Source organism: Bacteroides sp. An269 (assembly GCF_002159755.1).
Classification (GTDB): Bacteria; Bacteroidota; Bacteroidia; order Bacteroidales; family Bacteroidaceae; genus Phocaeicola; species Phocaeicola intestinalis.
In genome coordinates this window covers 1-19742 of the sequence record NZ_NFJG01000042.1, presented here as the reverse complement: position 1 = coordinate 19742, position 19742 = coordinate 1, and the positions used below count along the sequence as shown (strand labels likewise).

Below are 19742 nucleotides of genomic sequence, written 5' to 3'. Positions count from 1 at the left end.
ACAATTAATAGTTGACAATTTATCCGAAGCGTCCGGTAATGTAATTCTGGGTAGCTTCTTTATCGGGGCTGGTAAAGATTTTCTTGGTTTCGCCGTATTCTACCATTTCGCCCATATAGAAGAAAGCAGTCTTGTTACTTACGCGGGCAGCCTGTTGCATGCTGTGGGTTACGATGACTACAGTAGTCTGTGAGCTCAGTTCGCAAATCAGTTCTTCAATCTTTGCAGTAGAAATGGGGTCGAGGGCAGATGCCGGTTCGTCCATCAGCAATACCGAAGGTTCTACTGCCATGGCACGTGCGATGCACAGACGCTGCTGTTGTCCTCCGGAGAGATCGTAGGCAGAAGCCTTCAACTTGTCTTTCACTTCGTTCCACAAGGCTGCGCCTTTCAATGCTGTTTCCACCCGTTCGGTAATGAATTCCTTGTCTTTGATGCCATTGACGCGTAACCCGTAAGCTACATTTTCAAAGATACTTTTCGGGAACGGGTTGGGACGTTGGAATACCATACCCACGTTTTTGCGTAAGATGTCTACATTGATCGACGGTTCGTAGATGTTCCGTCCGTCAATACAGATTTCTCCAGTCAACCGGGTTCCCGGAATCAAATCGTTCATGCGGTTGAACAAGCGCAGGAAGGTTGATTTACCACATCCGGAAGGACCGATAAAGGCAACCACTTCATTGTTTGGAATCGTGATATTGATATTCTTCAGCGCATGAAAGTCGCCGTAATAGAAATCTACGTTTTTAGCTTCAATCTTATTCATACAGATGACGATTATGGTTTATTTGGATTTTAATTTGTTTTCAAAATATTTTCGGATGTTGTTGGCAAGCAAGTTCATAATCAGTACGATGACAATCAGAACAAATGCTGTGCCATAGGCGATAGGCGTTTGTGCCTCAATGTCGGTGCCGCTGGTAGCGATGACATACAGGTGATACGGCAACGCCATACATTGGTCGAATATGCTTTCGGGCAGCTTGGGCAAGAAATAGGCGGCACACGTAAAGAGGATGGGGGCGGTTTCGCCCGATACACGTCCCAATGAAAGTATCAGTCCGGTAATGATGCGGGGCATTGCCATAGGCAGCAATACTTTCCAGATGGTCTGTGCCTTGGTAGCGCCCAAAGCAAGGCTTCCTTCGCGATAACTGTTAGGGATATCCTTAAAGGCTTCTTCCGTTGTACGGATGACAATCGGCAAGGCAAGCAAGCCTAACGTAAGCGAACCGGCTATGATGCTGTCGCCAAAGTCGAGGTAATTGACAAAGAAAGCCATACCGAACAAGCCGAATACGATAGACGGGATGCCGGCAAGGTTGTTTGTCATTGTGCGGATGAAGTTTACCATTTTGCCTTTAGGGGCATATTCGTTCATATAAATGCCGCTCATCACACCTACAGGAAACGAGAATACGGCACTTCCTATCATCAGGTAAAACGTACCCACAATGGCAGGTAGGATTCCTCCTTTGGTCATACCGTCGGTAGGAGCCTGGGTGAGGAAGTCCCAATTGATGACACTGATGCCTTTTACGATGATAAATCCCAATATGTAGAACAATACTGCTGCAATGAAGTAGCTCAGTATGCGGAAGCAAGTGAACATTCCTTTCTGAATGCCTTTTTTGTGCTTCATGTAAGACGGATCGATTTCTACAGCCATACGTTATTTCTTGAATTTATTGCGCGAAGATACGATTTCTACGCAAGAGTTAATAATTAAAGTGATGAAAAACAGGATGACACCCAGTAGGAAAAGTGACTGGTAGTGTGCACCTCCGGCAGGCGCTTCACCCAATTCGGCAGCAATGGTTGCCGGGATGGTGCGCAATGGTTCCAGAATGCTATGGGGCATGACTGCTGCATTACCGGTTACCATCAATACCGCCATGGTTTCGCCGATGGCGCGTCCGATGCCCAATACAATGCCAGAGGTAATACCGGAAATAGAAAACGGGATTACGACTTTATAAATAGTCTGCCATTGTGTAGCTCCCAAGGCAAGGCTGGCTTCGCGCATGCTTCGCGGACAACTGCGCATGGCGTCTTCGCCTACGGTGATGATGGTCGGCAATGCCATGATGGCAAGTACCAGGCTGCCTGCCAACCCCGATTCACCTACAGGCAGGTTGAATGTCTGCTGGAGGAAAGGTACGATGACCGCCAGGCCAAAGAAACCGTAAACGACAGAAGGAATACCATTCAGTAATTCGATAATTGGCTTCAGGAATTTTCGGGTCTTTTCGTTTGCCACTTCGGCAAGATAAATGGAAATGGCAAGCCCGAAAGGCAAGGCGATGAGGATGGCGAAAAAGCTTACCCATAGCGTACCGCTAATCAATGGAAGAATACCGAAAATAGGGGAAGGAGTTGCGGTAGGGAACCATTCGTTGCCTAATAAGACGTCTTTTACGGGAATATCTTGGTTTTCGATGTAATGGATGTCTTTTTGTCCTTTCATCAATACATCGGGGACGTAGGCAACAATACCCGGAGTCTGGTGAACCTGTTCAGCAATCTTGTCGCCAGCATATTCATATTCCGCTCCTAATTCCGCTTCTGTATAATGCTTGTCGAGGTCTTCCAGACGGAACACGGTAATGGGCATGTCTTTGCCTCCCACTTCTTTCCAGTTGGTGATTTCCTCATCGAAAATGTTTTTGATTTGTTGTGCGCTGAGTCGTTTTACATCGTTTTCCTTGTTCAGTGCCAGCACGTATCCGTCTTCTACGATGGGATTGTTGAAGAGGCCTACTGCTTCTTTGAACAAGAAGCCGATAATCAGCAGGATTACCACACTGGTGGTGAATCCGCTCACGGTAAGCACATACCGTGCGATGTTATCAATCAATCTTTTCATATTTCTATATACCTTATTTATATATACCTGTTACGTATCGTGGTTAACGAGGAATGAAGCCCAAATCCAATGTTTTGGCTTGCCCTTCTTTCGAGGTGGTGAAATTGAGGAATGGCATGACATTCTTTTCGTTTTGCTTGTCGTAATAGTAATACAACGGACGGACAATGGGATATTCTTTTCGCGTCGCGCTTTCTACCGAGGGATAGACGTAGTGTTTGCCTTGGTCGTAGGATACGGCAATAGCTTTCACATAAGGATTCAAGTAAGCCAATCCTACATAGCCGATAGCGCCTTTGGTCTGGCGTACTGATTGGATGATAGCACCTGTGGCAGGCATAGAGAGCACGCTGCTCATATAGTTTTTGTTGTGTAAAACACTTTCTTTGAAGAATTCGTATGTACCCGAAGACGTTTCGCGCGAGTAGACTACGATGCGGGCATCTTCACCTCCCACTTCTTTCCAGTTGGTGATTTTGCCCCGGAAGATGCCTTCCAATTGTTCGCGGGTAAGTTGTTTAACCGGATTTTGAGGATTGACAATAACAGCCAGTGCATCGTATGCCACGATATATTCGCAGGGCTCGTGCTTCGACTGTTTCATTTTCATTTTCTCGCTGAACTTTATTTTTCGGGATGCCATTGCCAAGTCGGTTGTTCCGTCAAGTAATGCTGAGATTCCTACACCGCTACCGCCTCCGGTGACAGTAACTGTAGCAGAGGGATTTTGATTCATGTACATTTCCGATAGTTCCTGAGTAAGAGGAAGTACGGTATCGCTTCCCTTGATGCGTTGTGCCATCAGTATGCCAGGAAGACACATACAGCACGCTCCTAAGAAAAAAGAAACACATTTCTTCATACGCCGTTAATATCCAGTTTTTGATTCTAAAATTTAACGGCTCAAAGGTACAACGAATTCTCCGAAAGGGGTGTTACAAAAATATTACATATCTGAGGCATTCCAGCTAAATTTGAAGTAATGGGAAAGACCGATGCTCTTTTTGTCAATCATTGTCTTTAAATAACTGGACCTTTACTCCAAACGATATTCGTAATATGTCTTTCATTTTCAGACTGCTGTTGGTTGCTTTGCTGATGATGTACAATTCGCAACTGCTTATTTCGTAAAACATGGCAACGTGTTTTACAATGCTGTTTTTCAAATTAAAGTTCATCCGTTGTCCGATAAAAATGTATGGGCGCATCTTGGTACTGAAATTGTAGTAGCCGTTGGGATAGCGTCCTGGTTCTTTTTTCCAGAATTCCTCCCCGGCAATGGTTGTTACATACAGTCCGCAATAGAAAGGCTCTAGTGCCCAGTGCTTGTCGAAACTCATGCTCCAAGGGATATAGCTTTGTTTTACGGTAAAGGTCAGTCTGAACTTGTCGGCATATTTGCCCGGCAGGAAACCTACTAGAAAATCGCTTTCCCACTGGCGGCGTTTGCCATAATCCCATCCTATCCCGACTGCTGAAACTCCCATGCCTCCGGCGTATTGGAATTTTACGTGAGTAGGACGTAACCGCTCCCAGCCTTCATAACGCTGGTGAACCCGTTTGTCCCATTTCCGGGGAGATGGCAAACTGGTTGAGTCGGAGGGACTTCCAAGGGTGGTAATGGGCAACAATGGAAGGAGCAATAGGGCAATCAGGTTAAAAAGCGATTGTTTCATATTGGTAAGTGTCAGGAGTGAAAGTAAAACGGAGTAGCGTACGTTTTTTGATGGAAGGGGCTGTATAATATAACACATCGTCATCGAATAGTTCTTCTACAGAAAGGCTATGCGTGTGCCCTGCCAGACAGAGCTGGAGCGAAGGATAGGTTTTCAGGTAGTGTTGGAAAACGAGGGCGATATTGTTGTTGAACTGTTCGGTATAAGGTGCCGCGTGCATGGCAGTAACGGTGCGGGTACAGCTTCCGGGCAGTTGGTTGCGGTCGTTTTCCATAAAGGCAAGGTCAGGTATTGCTTCGGTATAGTCGAACTCCAAAGCATTGGTGTTAAGACATACGAAATGTGTGTTTCCTGCCTCGAAAGTGAAGTTCTCGTCACCGAATATGAGCCGGTACACGTCCTGTCCTGTAGCAAGGCAATCGTGGTTGCCCAGCAGGCATACGTATGGTACGTTCAGTTTGTTCAGTATGTTACGTTGTAATTCAAATTCTAGTTTCAATCCGAAGTCGGAGAGGTCGCCTGTATGTATCACGAAGTCTACACTGTCCAGCCGGTTGATGGCAGCTACGGCATCTTCTGTTTCATCGTACCAGCGTTGCGTGTCGCTGATGAATACGAAAGAGAACGAATCTTTTCCTTGTAATGCACTTTCAATGCGTTCGATGTTTTTGGCATTGATGCCTGTTTCACCATCAATGTCCAGGTCGTATGGATGATATTCTATCATTTCGCATCCACTCAGCCAACAGGCAGAGAAAAGGGATATGCAACTCATAAAGAGGCTTGTGTAAAACTTTTTTCCGGTAATTTTGCGCATAAAATGTGTCTCTTTTATGTATGGGTTGCAAAGTTTGTCATAAAAAGCCAATTGTACAATATTGATTTTTCGGGAATATTGTTCCAATCGTTGTTTTTTGTCAACGGACATTTACGAATTTGTAAACTGTATGGCTTGTAAAGGTCTCGTCCGGATGCAACGTCGTTGAGGGGAACTGAGGATTGTTGGGGCTGTCTTGGAAATGACACGTTTCGAAACAGACAGCACCACGGAAAGGATAATAAATGTTGTTTTTCCCTTTTACTTTTCCTTTCAGTCCGTTTCCGGTATAGATATGGATGGCTGGTTCGGTGGTATAGATTTCCATTTTCCGTCCGCTCTTCTCGTCGTAAATCCAGGCTGCTACATGTGTGTCATTTCCCGGATGGTTCAAAGCCCAGGCATGGTCGTATCCGTTCACTACATTCAGTTGTCCGTAGTCGTCGTTAATATGGTCGGCAAGTTTGTGGGGGATTCTGAAATCAAGTGGGGTAGAAGCAACAGGCCATAATTCTCCTGTGACACATTTGTTCCGGTCGTATGCGCTGAAATAGTCGGCATCTACCCACATGGTTTGGTTTTCTACACTTTGATTCAGGTTGCCCGATATATTAAAGAAGGAGTGATTGCATAGGTTGAGTACGGTGGTCTTGTCGGTCGTTGCCTCGTAACGGATGTCCAATGCGTTGTCTTCGGTCAGGGTATAGGTAACTGAAATATGCAGATTGCCTGGAAATCCGTTTTCACCGTCGGGTGAGAGATAATGTAACGTAACGGATGAAGGAGATACGTGTGTGGCTTTCCACATCCGCGCTCCGAAGTTGGGATTTCCTCCATGGGCGGTATGTCCCAGGGAGTGGTTGGCTTGGAGGTGGTAGGTTTTCCCCTCCAATGTATATTGTGCGTTTAGGATGCGGCCGATATATCTGCCCACAGTGGCTCCGTAGTTTTGCGACTGGCTGATGTAATCTTCGATATTGGAAAAGCCGCATACTATGTCTTCCAGTTTTCCGTTTTTATCGGGTACCATGAGTGACACTACGCGTGCGCCGTAATTGGTGATGCATGCTTCTATGCCTTTCGAGTTGGTTATCTTGTATAAGCTCGTTTTTTGTCCTTCTACTTTTTGCAGGAAAGCTTTAGGCTGCAGGCCTGATGCGGTGGTAAACCTGTGACTGCTGCACGAAGTGGTGAGTACCAGCAGTCCGATGCTTACTATGTGAGATAGATTGGTTAGTTTCATATGCAATGTTTGTTCTATCGGCAAAGATAGTTTTTTCTTGTCAATTTGTGGGCTTGTCGGGGAATAAAATCATTGGTCCCCGGTCGGTTTGAAAATCACTATTTTTAGGTATTTCTTATTTTGGTGTTTTGTCTTTACTTTGTATCATCAAATCACAAACACAAATAGAAATGAAAAAAACAGGAGTATTTTATGGTTCTACGACCGGTACCACGGAAGCGATAGCCGGTCGGATAGCAGAGAAGTTAGGTATTGCATCAGCTGATGTACACGATGTGAGCAAGATGAGTGCTGATATGGTGAATGCTTACGAAGCTTTGATTTTAGGTACATCTACATGGGGTGATGGTGAATTGCAGGACGACTGGTATGATGGCATCAGGGTGCTGAAAGGTATGGACTTGAAAGGGAAAACCATCGCATTGTTTGGGTGCGGTGATTCCGAATCGTATGGTGATACTTTCTGCGACGGCATGGGAGTGCTTTACGAAGACTTGAAAGACAGTGGGTGCCGTTTTGTGGGTGCCGTGTCCGACAGCGATTATACCTATGCTTCTTCGATTTCGGTAATTGACGGTAAATTCGTAGGACTTGCCATTGATGATGTGAACGAAAGTGACAAGACAGACGAACGCATTACGGTCTGGACTGATATGCTTAAGTCTGATTTGGCATAGTTCTTTGTTTATCGGCTGATGGGTGATAGTTGAAGAACCGGCGGTTGACAATTGCCATACAAGGTTATTCATGTTCATTTGTCATTCTTCGGATTATTGCTTATCAGCTTAGAAATTGTTTTGAAAAACGAATACATCAAGATGAGAAAAAAACTTCTGTAGAAATTCAAAACAGCTTCTTACTCTCCTTAATTATTTATTTCCGTTTTCCTCAATCATCAACTACAATCATACACTGATTATGGAATTGAACCCTGCTGACATCAAAGTGTTTTTGAATCACATTTATGAATTCAAGAAAGGAGTACGCCGTATGGTGCTGTATACGACCAACAAGAAATACGAGTCTTTTGCGGTCAAGCGTCTGGAGAACCAGCATATCAAATTCATCGTGTTACCGGTCGATGACGAGCGTATCAATTTGTTTTTCGGTTGTGACGAATGTATCGAGGCCATCCGTCTGTTGGTCAACCGGCCGTTGAACAGGTTGACACCGGAAGAAGACTTCATTTTAGGAGCAATGTTGGGATACGATATCTGTGTGCAATGCAAGCGATATTGTGACCGGAAGATGCGGCATCTTGTTTCGTGACCGTGTATCCATGCAGACAGTTGTGCAAGGTGGCAGGGAGGAATCTGTACGTTTTTGTTCGCTGGGTAAGTGGCTGCCTGAATAGTAAAAACAAGTGCGGAGATTGTGCTTTCTTTTTGAGGGAAAGTATATTTATACCTGAAATCTGCATTCAATATTGAATCTTTTCATTAGTTTTGCATGGTCTTAACAAAAACAAGTAAAGATGGAAGATTCATTTTCAAGAAATGCATATGTAGGGAATGGTCGGAAGAACAGTCTGATAAACCAGAAGATGATTTGCCGCATTTTAGGGCTTCTGTTGTTTATCGAAGGTGTGATGCTGATGGTGGGTGCTGCCGTTGCGCTTTTCTATCACGAATCCGATTACATTTATTTCGTTTATTCTACGCTGATAACGGTAGGAGCGGGAGGAGTGTTGGTTTTCTTGGGACGCAATGCCGAAAACAGGCTGACGCGTCGTGACGGCTATTGCATCGTTGCCTTCACATGGATATTATTTTCAGCTTTCGGGATGCTTCCTTTTTATATCAGTGGGGCAATACCCTCGATTCCTGATGCTTTCTTCGAGATTGTTTCCGGTTTTACGACGACTGGAGCCACGATTCTTGACAATATCGAGTCGCTTTCGCATGGCATCCTGTTCTGGCGTTGTTTCTCGCACTGGATAGGCGGTTTGGGAATTGTGTTCTTCACCATAGCCGTGTTGCCGATATTCGGTGTGGGGAATCAGGTGCTTTTCTCTGCCGAGGCTACGGGAGTGACGCACGACAAGATTCATCCTAAAGTGAGCATCATGGCGAAATGGTTGTGGACGGTGTATCTGATATTGACCGTTTCGGAAACCTTGCTGTTGGTTTGGGGAGGCATGGGATGGTTTGATGCCATTTGCCATTCGTTCTCTACGACGGCCACGGGTGGTTTTTCCACCAAGCAGTCGAGTGTGGCTTATTGGAATTCGCCTTTCATCGAGTATGTCATCGCTATCTTTATGATGCTTTCCTCGCTTAACTTTTCATTGTATTTCATGTGCTTGAAAGGGAAGTTCCGCCATCTGCTGAAAGACGATGAAGTGAAGGGCTTTCTGATTTCTGTATTTACGGTGACTTTATTCATCACCGTTGCGCTTATCATCAATAATCATTATGATGTGGAGAAAGCTTTCCGAAAGGCGCTTTTCCAAGTTGTTACGGTGCATAGTTCTACCGGTTTTACCACAGATGATTACAATTTCTGGCCTCCATTCACATGGATGCTTATCATGTATGCTACAATCGTAGGTGGTTGTACCGGTTCTACCAGTGGCGGCATTAAAGTGATGCGCTTGCTCATCCTTTTGCGTAATGCGAAGAACGAATTGGCACGTCTTATTCATCCGCGTGCTGTATTTCCGGTAAAAATAAATCGCCAGACAGTCGACCCGTTGACTATTTCAGCGGTAACGACTTTTACGTTATTATTCTTGATATGCGGTTTTGTAGGTTGGGTTCTTTTGATGATGATGGGGGTAGGATTGACAGACGCTTTTGGAACGGTGTTTTCCAGTATGGGGAATGCTGGTGTGGCTTTGGGGAATTATGGACCGGCATTTTCATGGAGCGGACTTCCTGACGGTGCCAAGTGGGTGCTTTCTTTTCTGATGTTGTTGGGCCGTTTGGAATTGTATGCTATCTTGTTGATGTTTGTTCCGAGTTTCTGGCATAACCGTTGAACTATATATAAAATAAGGTATATGAAAATATTGATAGTAGAAGATGACCGCGATTTGCGGGAGATAACTACCCGTTCGTTGGAAAAAGAGCGGTATGTAGTGTCACAGGCTCCTGATTATCGTACTGCCTTGCAGAAAGTAGAGGATTATGATTACGATTGTATCCTGTTGGATATTATGTTGCCCGATGGAAATGGTCTGAATTTGTTGAAAGAACTTCATGATTTGGGTAAGCGTACCAATGTGATTATTCTTTCGGCTAAGGATTCGCTGGAAGATAAAGTGGCGGGACTTGATCTGGGGGCTGATGATTATTTGCCCAAGCCTTTCCATTTGGCCGAACTGCATGCTAGATTGAAAAGTCTGTTCCGGCGCAGCCAGCGTGAAGGGGAGCATAAGCTTCAGGTAGGGAATATCGAATTGTTCCCCGATTTGTTCCGCGTACAGATAGCAGGCAGGCAGGTAGAGCTGAATCGTAAGGAATATGACATTTTATATTATTTCATGTCACGTCCCGGTAGGTTGGTCAATAAGAATACGCTTGCCGAGTCGGTATGGGGGGATCATATTGACCAGGTTGACAATTTTGATTTCATTTATGCGCAAATCAAGAATCTCAGGAAACGTTTGAAAGATGCAGGGGCTACTCCCGAATTGAAGTCTGTTTACGGTTTTGGCTATAAATTTGTAGTAGAATGAAGTTATCCCATCTTGTCTTATGGCGTTTGTCACTGGCATTGATTGTTGTATTGTCTGTATGGGCAGGTCTGTTTTATATGGCGGTGATGGAAGAGGTAAACGATGAAGTCGATGATTCACTCGAAGATTATTCCGAGCAGTTAATCATCCGTGCCTTGCAGGGTGAAGAGATGCCTGCCGCCAATAACGGCTCGAATAACCAGTATTACTTATACGAAGTGAGTAAAGAGTATGCGCTTTCTTATCCGCAAATAACTTATCGTGATGAAATGGTATATATTACAGAGAAGAAAGAAGAAGAACCTGCCCGTGTGCTCATTACTATTTTCCGGGCATCGAACGATCGGTATATGGAACTGGTGGTCTATACGCCTACGATTGAAAAGATGGATCTTCAACGTGCTATAACAGGATGGATTATATTCTTGTACGTGTTATTGTTGCTGGTCATTCTGTTGATAACGATGTGGGTCTATTACCGGAACATGAAACCTTTGTATCGTTTGCTGGGTTGGTTGGACCGTTATCGTTTGGGGCATCCGAACGAGCCTTTAGACAATCGGACAACTATTACCGAGTTCGGCCGGCTGAACGAAGCGGTAACAGATTTTGCCGGGCGTAATGAAAAGCTTTTCGAACAGCAAAAACAGTTTATCGGGAACGCCTCACATGAGATGCAGACACCGCTTGCCATTTGTCGTAACCGCATTGAAATGCTGATGGAAGACGATGGATTGTCCGAACGTCAATTGGAGGAACTGGCAAAGACACATCGTACTTTGGAAAACCTTACCCGCATGAACCGTTCATTATTGCTTCTGTGTAAGATAGAAAACGGGCAATACATGGATAAACATGCCGTTTGTCTGGATGAAGTCCTGAAACATTACCTCTCCGACTATCAGGAAGTTTATGCTTATCGGAATATACACGTAGAGATGCAGGTTACGGCTTCTTTCTGTGTGGAAATCAATGACTCTTTGGCTTCGGTCTTGGTGACTAATTTATTGAAAAATGCTTTTGTGCATAATGTTGATGGCGGACTTATCCGGATTATTATCGACAGAAATGTTTTCTGTATCTGCAATACGGGAAACGAGCCTTTGGACGGTATCCGTATTTTCGAACGTTTCTATCAAGGGACCAAAAAAGAAGGGTCTACAGGCTTGGGGCTGGCTTTGGCCGACAGCATCTGCAAGACCAATCATCTGGCTATCCGATATTTTTATGAAAAAGAAATGCATTGTTTCGAGATTTCAAAATCTTTTCAGATTCCTTCTTCATCTTTGCAATGAAAACAAATGATAAATGTATTAACCATTAAAAGCAAATTTGATATGAAGAAGTGGATTTTATTATTGGTATGTGTGTTAGGTATCCAGGCAGTGGCATTGGCAGACAATGACAAACCCATTCAGATAGGGCAGTTACCAACGAAGGCTCAGACTTTCATTACTACGTATTTCAAAAATCATAAGGTGGCTTTGGCCAAGATGGAGTCTGGATTATTTTATAAGACATACGATGTGATTTTTACAAACGGTGAGAAATTAGAGTTTGACAAGTCTGGTGAATGGACCGAAATCAAATGTAAAATGTCTGCGGTGCCAGTACAGGCTATTCCTGCTGAAATCCGTTCGTATGTTTCGGCCAATTATCCTGAAGCGAAAATTCTGGAAATCGAACGTGACGGAAAAGAGTATGATGTGAAATTGTCCAACCGTTGGGAAATCACGTTTAACAACAAGTTTCAGGTGATTGATATAGACGATTGATTGGACGTGATGTATCTCCTGTAAGCTGATACTGTTTTACAAGCAGAGACACAAATATAAGGGAAATAACCTATATATTTGTGTCTCTGTATTTTTTATGGATGTCCGCCAACAATCAATACATACCCCTGAAAAATGAATATATACTGCATCCGCAGTTGAATATATACTGCATTCGCGGTTGAATATATACTGCATCCGCCTACGAATATATCTTCATCGGCAAATGCAGTACTACTGCGTTTTTAACCCCGTCGGATTGGCTGATGGCGGACATTCATATAAGCTCAAAATTATGAATTCATACTCATTAGGAATTCATCGTTGTCTTTGGTTTTTTCCAAGTGCTCTTTTACTGAATTCATTGCTTCGATCGGGTTCATGTCTGCAAGGAATTTGCGCAGAATCCACATACGGTCCAAAGTCGTTTTGTCAAGAAGCAAGTCGTCACGACGCGTACTTGATGCTGTCAGGTTGACTGCAGGGAAGATGCGTTTGTTGCTCAGGTTACGGTCAAGCTGAAGCTCCATATTACCTGTACCTTTGAATTCTTCAAAAATTACTTCGTCCATTTTCGAACCTGTATCAATCAGAGCCGTAGCGATGATGGTAAGCGAACCTCCTCCTTCGATGTTGCGGGCAGCTCCGAAAAAACGTTTCGGCTTGTGCAGTGCATTGGCGTCTACACCTCCCGATAATACTTTTCCCGATGCCGGAGAAACTGTATTATAAGCACGTGCCAGACGGGTGATAGAATCGAGGAAGATGACAACGTCGTGTCCGCATTCTACCATACGCTTTGCTTTTTCTAAAACGATACCTGCTATCTTCACGTGACGTTCTGCAGGTTCGTCAAATGTAGAAGCGATGACCTCGGCATTGACGCTGCGCGACATATCGGTTACCTCTTCCGGGCGCTCGTCTATCAGCAGCATAATCATGTATACTTCCGGATGGTTGGCTGCGATGGCATTGGCAATGTCTTTCATCAGGATTGTTTTACCGGTTTTAGGTTGTGCCACAATCAGTGCACGCTGTCCTTTTCCAATAGGGGTAAACAAGTCTACAATGCGTACCGACAGGTTGTCGTTGTTACTTGTGCAAAGTTTGAATTTTTCATCAGGAAACAGAGGAGTCAGGTGGTCGAACGGTACACGGTCACGTACCAGTTCTGGGGGCAGTCCATTGATTTTCGAGACTTTGACCAAGGGGAAATATTTTTCTCCTTCTTTGGGTGGGCGAATGGTTCCATCTACCACGTCACCCGTCTTTAGTCCGAAAAGTTTTATTTGTGATTGAGATACGTAAATGTCATCGGGTGAAGAGAGATAGTTGTAATCCGAAGAACGGAGGAAACCATATCCGTCGGGCATGATTTCCAATACGCCTGAGCCTTGCAGGATATCATCAAATTCATAAGGCTTTTCTACAGGTTTAATTGGTGCTGTTTCGGCAGCAATTGTAGCAGGCAGGTTTTCTGTTGTAGCCTGTGTCGTCTGGTTGGCAGTCGGGTTATTGGTGCGTCCGTTAGCTTGCCGGTTATTGTTGTTATGGCGTTGTTGGCGTTGTTGGAAACGGTTGTTTGTCGGTTTGTTATCTTTCTCAGTGATGACCGGTTGTTCCATTTTGGTAGCTTCAAACTTACCGAGCAATTCGGTAGGTAATTCTACTTTATCAGATGGAAGGTCTTCGATAGGAATAAAATCATCTACATTTGCCATATCCAGTTCCGGAAGTTCTGGTTCGTTTTCGGTTGCCGGAATTTGTTCGGCTGGAGTTTGAAAAAGTGTATTTTCGTTCTTTTGGGCTTGTTCTTTTGCCAAAGTCGTTTTGTTTTTACTTCCAGGTTTTCTTCCCCGTTTGGCTTTGGGCTTTTCTTCCGGTGCAGGTGCCGGACTGCTTTCCTGTTCTGTCGCAACAGTTTCTGTCTCTACCAGATTATCTACTTTGAATAAAGGAGCCGGTGCCGGGAGTGGGGGAGTGTTTGCTTCTAGCTTTTGTGCCTTGTCTTTAGTGGCTGTATATACTTTGTCTCCTTCTTTTTTTACACTGATTCGTGAACGTTTGCGGGGTTGTCCTTCTTTCCGTTCCTCATTGGTCTTTGTAGCAGAAGCCTTTTGGGTAGCTCCTACAATAGCTTGTTCGTCTAAAATGCGATACACCAGTTCTTCTTTGGGTAAGGTACTGGTTTTTTTCAGTCCCAACTCTTTGGCAATCTGTTGCAATTCGGACAAATCTTTGTCGTTTAATTGAATAATGTTATACATAAGTATAGGTGTAATGAATTGTAATTGTGTAATTTTGTAAGCGTGCATTATTACGATGCGACCATCTGTTGTGGATGTGCGTCGTTAAAGATTGGACACTTATCAATAATTACGGATTTAATGATTAGTTTTTGATTCTTTGTTTGAAGTGAGTTTGCAAACTGTTTTCGTTTGTCTCACGTATTGACACTACAAAAGTAGGTATTTTTTTCAATATCCTATAGGTTTTCGTTAATTTTTTTTTGAATATTTCCTTTGATTGGCAGAAAAGTGCTAATTTAGCACTGAATTTTCAAGCGAGGTGGATAAGCTCCGGCTATTTCTTCGCTTGTTGTTTAGTAATAATTAAAAAAAACAATTGTAACAATGAAGAAAGTGATTTTTACAGAAAAGGCTCCTGCTGCCATTGGTCCTTACAGTCAGGCAATCGAAGCGAACGGAATGGTTTTTGTGTCCGGACAGTTACCGGTTGACCCGTCTACAGGAGAGTTTGCTCCTGGTGGCGTGGCAGAGCAAACTACCCAATCGTTCGAAAATATTAAGAACATTCTGGCAGAGGCAGGCCTGACCACGGCAAATATAGTGAAGACTACGGTGTTTTTGTCGGATATGGCATTGTTTGCCGAGATGAACGGTGTGTATGCCAAGTATTTTGAGGGAGATTTTCCGGCACGTTCGGCCGTAGCAGTGAAGGCATTGCCTAAAGGTGCATTGGTGGAAATCGAATGCATTGCGGTGCGATAAACTGATTGGTTCGCAGCACAGGTGCAGGCAGGTTTATGTCTTTTCAGCCTGTGAGGCGAATCTTTTTTGTATCTGATTATGAACTATCGGAATCTGTTGTCTCACGTGGAAAACAAATGGAAACTTGCCACATTTTTGCTGGCAGGAGTTATCGTGTTGGCCTCATTAGGGTATATTTACCGTTACGAACCTTTCCGTTCGGATTTCGAGATTACGGACGAGTTGGGCGGAAACATCTTTCCGGTGACGATACTTTCCACTGCCACAACGGATGCCGAACTTGTTCTTCCTTCTGATACCGGTTATATAGGCAATCCGAAGTCGTGCATCGGTATTCGTATCAAGAATATGCATCCGAACAGCAAGTTACACATCGAGGTGGAAGAAACTCCGTTTTTTTCCCGTTCGGTATCCGAGTTTGTGCTGCCCGAAGCACGCAAGGAATATTTGGTCTTTCCGGATATTATATGGAAATATGAAACGTTGCGCGAGCACACGCAGCCACTTCCGGTTACCGTGTCTGTTTCGGTCCGGCTGAACAATCACGAGCTGGGTAGCAATGTCCGTACGTTTTCCGTACGCAGTATTAATGAATGCCTGCTGGGGTATATGGACAGCAAGATGAAGTTTCATGATACCGGAAAGTTTTTTGCAGCCTATGTGAACGAAGACAATCCAAATATAGATGTGATATTGCGCGAAGCGTTGAACACGCGTATCGTCAATCGTTTCTGGGGTTATCAGAGCAAGAACAGCGATGTGGTCGACAAACAGGTGTATGCCCTGTGGTACGTATTGCAGAAAAGAGGATTCAAGTACAGTTCCATCAGCAATACCAGTCTTTCGTCGAACGTTGTGTTTTCGCAGCGTGTACGTACATTCGATGATGCGATGGCTTCGGCACAAATCAACTGTGTAGATGGGAGCGTGCTTTTTGCTTCCTTGCTGAAGGCTATCAACATCAATCCCATTCTGGTGCGTACCCCCAAACACATGTTTGTGGGTTACTATACAGACCGTATGCATCAGAATATCCATTTTCTGGAAACTTCGATGATAGGAGATGTCAACTTAGACGATTTTTTCCCGGAAGAGAAACTCGATTCTACCGTGGCAGGCAAGTCACAAGAAAGTATGTCACGTTTTGTATTCGAGAAATCGAAGGAATATGCTACTCGTATTTATAAGGAGAATGAAGCCTTGATACATTCGGGCAAGGTTAATTACATGTTTCTGGAAATAGACAAGGCTATCCGTGCCCAGATTCAACCAATAGGAAAATAATAACAAAGGAATACATGGAAAAGAATAAAAGAACATATATCTCGCCGGGGGCATGGTTTTTACTGGAATACCCGTCCGATTGGCGCGAATTTGAAGATACAGAAGAAAGTTTCTTGTTTTATAATCCCGACAAGTGGACAGGCAATTTCCGCATATCTGCCTATCGGGGTGAAAGACGTGATTATGCAAAAGCTTGCATGGAAGACGAGCTGTCACATACACGGGGAGCAAAGTTGGTGCAGGTCGGACGCTGGAAATGTGTGTATCTGTCCGAAAGTTTCCAAGAGAACGGAACCTGGTACACATCACATTTCTGGATAACAGGGTTGGATGCCGTATCTATAGAATGTTCGTTTACGGTAGCAAAAGGGGAAAGCATCAGGGTAGGTGAGGAAATCATAGCTTCGCTTAAGGTACGGAAAGCAGATGAAAAGCCTTGGAAAGCGGTTATTCCGGTAAGAGTGCTCGAAATCAATACCATTAATGAAGCATACGACTGGGCTGTTTCTGCCATCAAAAAGCAGTTGGCGAAAGACTTTACTGGTACCGAGGCAGATATCAGCAATATTCAGAAAGTGATGGATAGCGGTCATTTCAAACCTGGCCAGCGTCAGGTGTGGGAGAGTTTTGGTATAGTTTTTGGTACCATTCTGGTAAATGAAATGGACGGCATGGACTGGGTAACGGTTATCGACGGGAAACTGGAATATCCTGCCTTGCGTTTTTCAGATACCAATGTAATGGTCTGTCCCACCAGACTTGTATGGGATAAGGTAAAGAATGGAGAAGTCTGCCGCTTAAAAGATGAATACTTACGTGTGCGCGGCGAGGTCGAAAAGGTACTTTCAATATAAAGATATGGTTGCTTATTTACAAGTAGAGAATTTGACCAAGTCATTCGGTGACTTGGTGTTATTCCGTCAGATTTCCTTTGGTATCGCGCAAGGGCAACGCGTCGGACTGATAGCCAAGAATGGAAGCGGTAAAACCACTTTGTTGAATATACTGGCAGGGAAAGAAGGGTACGACGAAGGGCAAGTTACTTACCGGCGCGATTTACGTGTGGGATACCTCGAACAAAGTCCGGTCTATCCTTCTGGACTGACTGTGCTGGAGGCTTGTTTTCATCGTGGAAATGCCGTAGTAGAACTTATCAAGGAGTATGAGGCTTGCATGGCTGCTCCGGGCAATCCTGGGCTTGATGTGCTTTTAGAACGGATGGAGCATGAAAAAGCATGGGATTATGAGCGGAAAGTGAAACAGATACTCTCGCAACTGAAAATCCGTGACTTCAGCCAGTTGGTAGGGAACCTCTCCGGCGGGCAACTGAAACGGGTAGCATTGGCGAATGTACTGATTACCGAGCCTGATTTGCTTATTTTGGATGAGCCTACCAACCATCTTGACCTGGATATGATAGAATGGTTGGAAGGATACTTGAACCGTTCCAAACTCAGTTTGCTGATGGTTACGCACGACCGCTATTTTCTTGACCGTGTGTGTGCTGAAATTATGGAGATAGATGGTCAGCAGCTGTATTCTTATAAAGGAAATTACAGCTATTACTTAGAGAAACGACAGCAGCGTGTCGATGCTGCCAATGCCGAAATAGCGCGTGCCAATAACTTATATCGCACAGAACTGGAGTGGATGCGCCGGATGCCGCAGGCACGTGGACACAAGGCACGCTATCGTGAGGAGGCTTTTTATGAGCTGGAAAAAGTGGCTAAGCAGCGTACTTATGATTCGAGTGTGAAGCTGGATGTGAAAGCCTCCTATATCGGTTCGAAGATTTTCGAGGCAGACCATTTGTGTAAACGTTATGGGGATATTACAATATTGGAAGACTTTTCATACATTTTTTCCCGTTACGAGAAGATGGGTATCATCGGGAACAACGGTACAGGAAAGTCCACCTTCATTAAAATACTGATGGGACTGGAAAAGCCCGACAGTGGAACGCTCGATATCGGTGAGACGGTCCGTTTCGGCTATTATTCGCAGGAAGGGTTGAAGTTTGACGAGCAGATGAAAGTAATCGATGTCATTACATCGGTAGCGGAAGTCATTGAGCTTGGGAATGGCAAGCGGCTTACGGCTTCGCAGTTCTTGCAGCATTTTCTTTTCCCGCCCGAAAAGCAGCACAGTTACGTATATAAGTTGAGTGGGGGAGAACGGCGCAGGCTGTATTTGTGCATGGTCTTGATGAAGAATCCCAATTTCCTGGTGCTCGACGAGCCGACGAACGATTTGGATATTGTTACGCTTCAGGTGCTGGAAGAATACTTGCAGAGTTTCAAGGGGTGTGTCATTGTTGTGAGTCACGACCGGTATTTTATGGATAAGGTAGTCGATCACTTGCTGGTGTTCAATGGTCAAGGTGATATCCGCGATTTCCCGGGAAACTATACAGATTATCGTAGTTGGAAGGCTGCAAAAGAAGTGTTCGAAAAAGAGAATGCTCCAAAGCCTAAAAAAGAGAACAAGCCACAGCGCGAACGTCCCGAAGGCAAACGCCGTATGACCTTTAAGGAGCGGAAAGAGTTCGAACAGTTGGAACAGGAGATTGCTGCTTTGGAAGAAGAAAAGAAAAACATCGAGGCTGCTTTGTGCAGTGGAACGCTGGGGGTGGACGAGTTGACCGAGAAGTCCAAACGTCTTCCCGTCCTCAACGATGAACTCGATGAAAAGAGTATGCGTTGGCTGGAGTTGAGTGAGATAGAGGGATAAAAACTATATCGAAAGAAATGTTTGAACCGTACCGGATGAGGGGAAACTCTCATGTACGGTTCTTAGACGGAGTTGCACTCCTAACTTGACGGTGGGACTCTGCCATGCACAGTAGAAGTGAAAACTTTAGCAACTTCACCGTATACAAATTTGTGAATGTTCGCTAATATTCCTATCTTTGAGGCATGAAGAGAAAAGAAAGATACATGGCGCATTTTGTAAACCCGTTTACGGATATCGGCTTCAAGATCATCTTCGGGCAACCTGCCAGCAAGGAACTGCTCATTACTTTGCTGAACGAGCTGCTTGCGGGGGAGCATCACATTGAAGACCTGACGTTCATCGATAAGGAAGACAATTCGGACAACGTAAACGACAGGGGGATTATCTTCGACCTGTATTGCCTGACTTCGAGTGGGGAATACATCATCGTGGAGATGCAGAACCGGTGGCACAGCAATTTCCTGGACCGTACGCTGTATTACGTGTGCCGTGCCATCAGCCGGTTGATAGAACGTCCCATAACGGATGAAGTGGAATTGCCGGCTGGAGGAAAAGACAGTGTGTCGGACACGGTAAGTGAAGCACCACTCCGCTATGGTGACCGCTACAAACTCTCAACCGTGTACGGAATATTCCTGATGAACTTCAAGGA

19 protein-coding genes are annotated in these 19742 nt (G+C 44.5%); 11 read left to right on the top strand and 8 right to left on the bottom strand.

The window, feature by feature from the left end:
- Positions 1-19 precede the first annotated feature (19 nt).
- From pstB to B5F71_RS09740, 7 genes are all read right to left on the bottom strand, one after another.
- Positions 20-772 (bottom strand): phosphate ABC transporter ATP-binding protein PstB, encoded by a 753-nt coding sequence (gene pstB / locus B5F71_RS09770; protein ID WP_087209736.1) that lies wholly within the window; start codon positions 770-772, stop codon positions 20-22.
- Between the two features lie 18 nt (positions 773-790).
- Entirely contained in the window at positions 791-1648 is an 858-nt protein-coding gene (gene pstA / locus B5F71_RS09765; protein WP_083802666.1) for a phosphate ABC transporter permease PstA, read from the bottom strand.
- A 30-nt stretch (positions 1649-1678) separates the two neighbouring features.
- On the bottom strand, positions 1679-2872 hold the full coding sequence (gene pstC, locus B5F71_RS09760; RefSeq protein WP_013619505.1) for a phosphate ABC transporter permease subunit PstC: 1194 nt from the start codon (positions 2870-2872) through the stop codon (positions 1679-1681).
- A gap of 43 nt (positions 2873-2915) precedes the next feature.
- The gene (locus B5F71_RS09755) at positions 2916-3695 is read right to left on the bottom strand and encodes a phosphate ABC transporter substrate-binding protein (RefSeq protein WP_041584124.1); all 780 of its coding nucleotides are present in this window, start codon (positions 3693-3695) and stop codon (positions 2916-2918) included.
- Positions 3696-3879: 184 nt separating this feature from the next.
- Positions 3880-4548: a hypothetical protein gene (locus B5F71_RS09750; RefSeq protein ID WP_087209733.1), complete on the bottom strand. Its 669-nt coding sequence runs from the start codon at positions 4546-4548 to the stop codon at positions 3880-3882.
- Positions 4529-5323, bottom strand: a complete 795-nt coding sequence (locus B5F71_RS09745) for a metallophosphoesterase (protein ID WP_241148584.1) — start codon at positions 5321-5323, stop codon at positions 4529-4531. Before B5F71_RS09745 ends, B5F71_RS09750 begins: the two co-directional genes overlap by 20 nt.
- Positions 5324-5465: 142 nt before the next feature.
- The gene (locus B5F71_RS09740; RefSeq protein ID WP_022040278.1) at positions 5466-6608 is read right to left on the bottom strand and encodes an aldose epimerase family protein; all 1143 of its coding nucleotides are present in this window, start codon (positions 6606-6608) and stop codon (positions 5466-5468) included.
- 170 nt (positions 6609-6778) lie between these two features.
- Between B5F71_RS09740 and fldA the strand changes: the two genes are divergently transcribed.
- The 6 genes from fldA to B5F71_RS09710 all read left to right on the top strand — a co-directional run bounded on the left by fldA (position 6779) and on the right by B5F71_RS09710 (position 12062).
- On the top strand, positions 6779-7285 hold the full coding sequence (gene fldA, locus B5F71_RS09735; RefSeq protein ID WP_022040277.1) for a flavodoxin FldA: 507 nt from the start codon (positions 6779-6781) through the stop codon (positions 7283-7285).
- Between the two features lie 241 nt (positions 7286-7526).
- Positions 7527-7877, top strand: a complete 351-nt coding sequence (locus B5F71_RS09730) for a DUF2023 family protein (RefSeq protein ID WP_022040276.1) — start codon at positions 7527-7529, stop codon at positions 7875-7877.
- A gap of 205 nt (positions 7878-8082) precedes the next feature.
- Positions 8083-9588, top strand: coding sequence for a TrkH family potassium uptake protein (locus tag B5F71_RS09725; protein ID WP_022040275.1), 1506 nt, complete (start codon positions 8083-8085; stop codon positions 9586-9588).
- A 21-nt stretch (positions 9589-9609) separates the two neighbouring features.
- Complete coding sequence (locus B5F71_RS09720) at positions 9610-10287, top strand: response regulator transcription factor (RefSeq protein WP_022040274.1); 678 nt, start codon at positions 9610-9612, stop codon at positions 10285-10287.
- Complete coding sequence (locus tag B5F71_RS09715) at positions 10284-11582, top strand: HAMP domain-containing sensor histidine kinase (RefSeq protein WP_087209730.1); 1299 nt, start codon at positions 10284-10286, stop codon at positions 11580-11582. Before B5F71_RS09720 ends, B5F71_RS09715 begins: the two co-directional genes overlap by 4 nt.
- 42 nt (positions 11583-11624) lie before the next feature.
- The gene (locus B5F71_RS09710; protein WP_022040272.1) at positions 11625-12062 is read left to right on the top strand and encodes a PepSY-like domain-containing protein; all 438 of its coding nucleotides are present in this window, start codon (positions 11625-11627) and stop codon (positions 12060-12062) included.
- A 293-nt stretch (positions 12063-12355) separates the two neighbouring features.
- Here B5F71_RS09710 and rho read toward each other — a convergent pair whose 3' ends face one another.
- Positions 12356-14329: a transcription termination factor Rho gene (rho, locus tag B5F71_RS09705; protein WP_087209727.1), complete on the bottom strand. Its 1974-nt coding sequence runs from the start codon at positions 14327-14329 to the stop codon at positions 12356-12358.
- A gap of 366 nt (positions 14330-14695) precedes the next feature.
- Here rho and B5F71_RS09700 point away from each other — a divergent pair, with 366 nt between their 5' ends.
- From B5F71_RS09700 to B5F71_RS09680, 5 genes are all read left to right on the top strand, one after another.
- A complete protein-coding gene (locus B5F71_RS09700) occupies positions 14696-15073 on the top strand; it encodes a RidA family protein (RefSeq protein WP_022040270.1) in 378 nt (125 codons plus the stop codon).
- Between the two features lie 78 nt (positions 15074-15151).
- Positions 15152-16357 carry a hypothetical protein gene (locus B5F71_RS09695; protein ID WP_022040269.1) on the top strand — a complete coding sequence of 402 codons (1206 nt, stop codon included), beginning with the start codon at positions 15152-15154 and terminating at the stop codon, positions 16355-16357.
- A 14-nt stretch (positions 16358-16371) separates the two neighbouring features.
- On the top strand, positions 16372-17211 hold the full coding sequence (locus tag B5F71_RS09690) for a DUF3805 domain-containing protein (RefSeq protein WP_087209724.1): 840 nt from the start codon (positions 16372-16374) through the stop codon (positions 17209-17211).
- 4 nt (positions 17212-17215) lie between these two features.
- Positions 17216-19087, top strand: coding sequence for an ABC-F family ATP-binding cassette domain-containing protein (locus tag B5F71_RS09685; RefSeq protein ID WP_087209721.1), 1872 nt, complete (start codon positions 17216-17218; stop codon positions 19085-19087).
- Between the two features lie 206 nt (positions 19088-19293).
- Positions 19294-19742, top strand: a 449-nt coding sequence (locus B5F71_RS09680; RefSeq protein WP_206423835.1) for a PD-(D/E)XK nuclease family transposase, incomplete at its 3' end; no start/stop codon positions are given.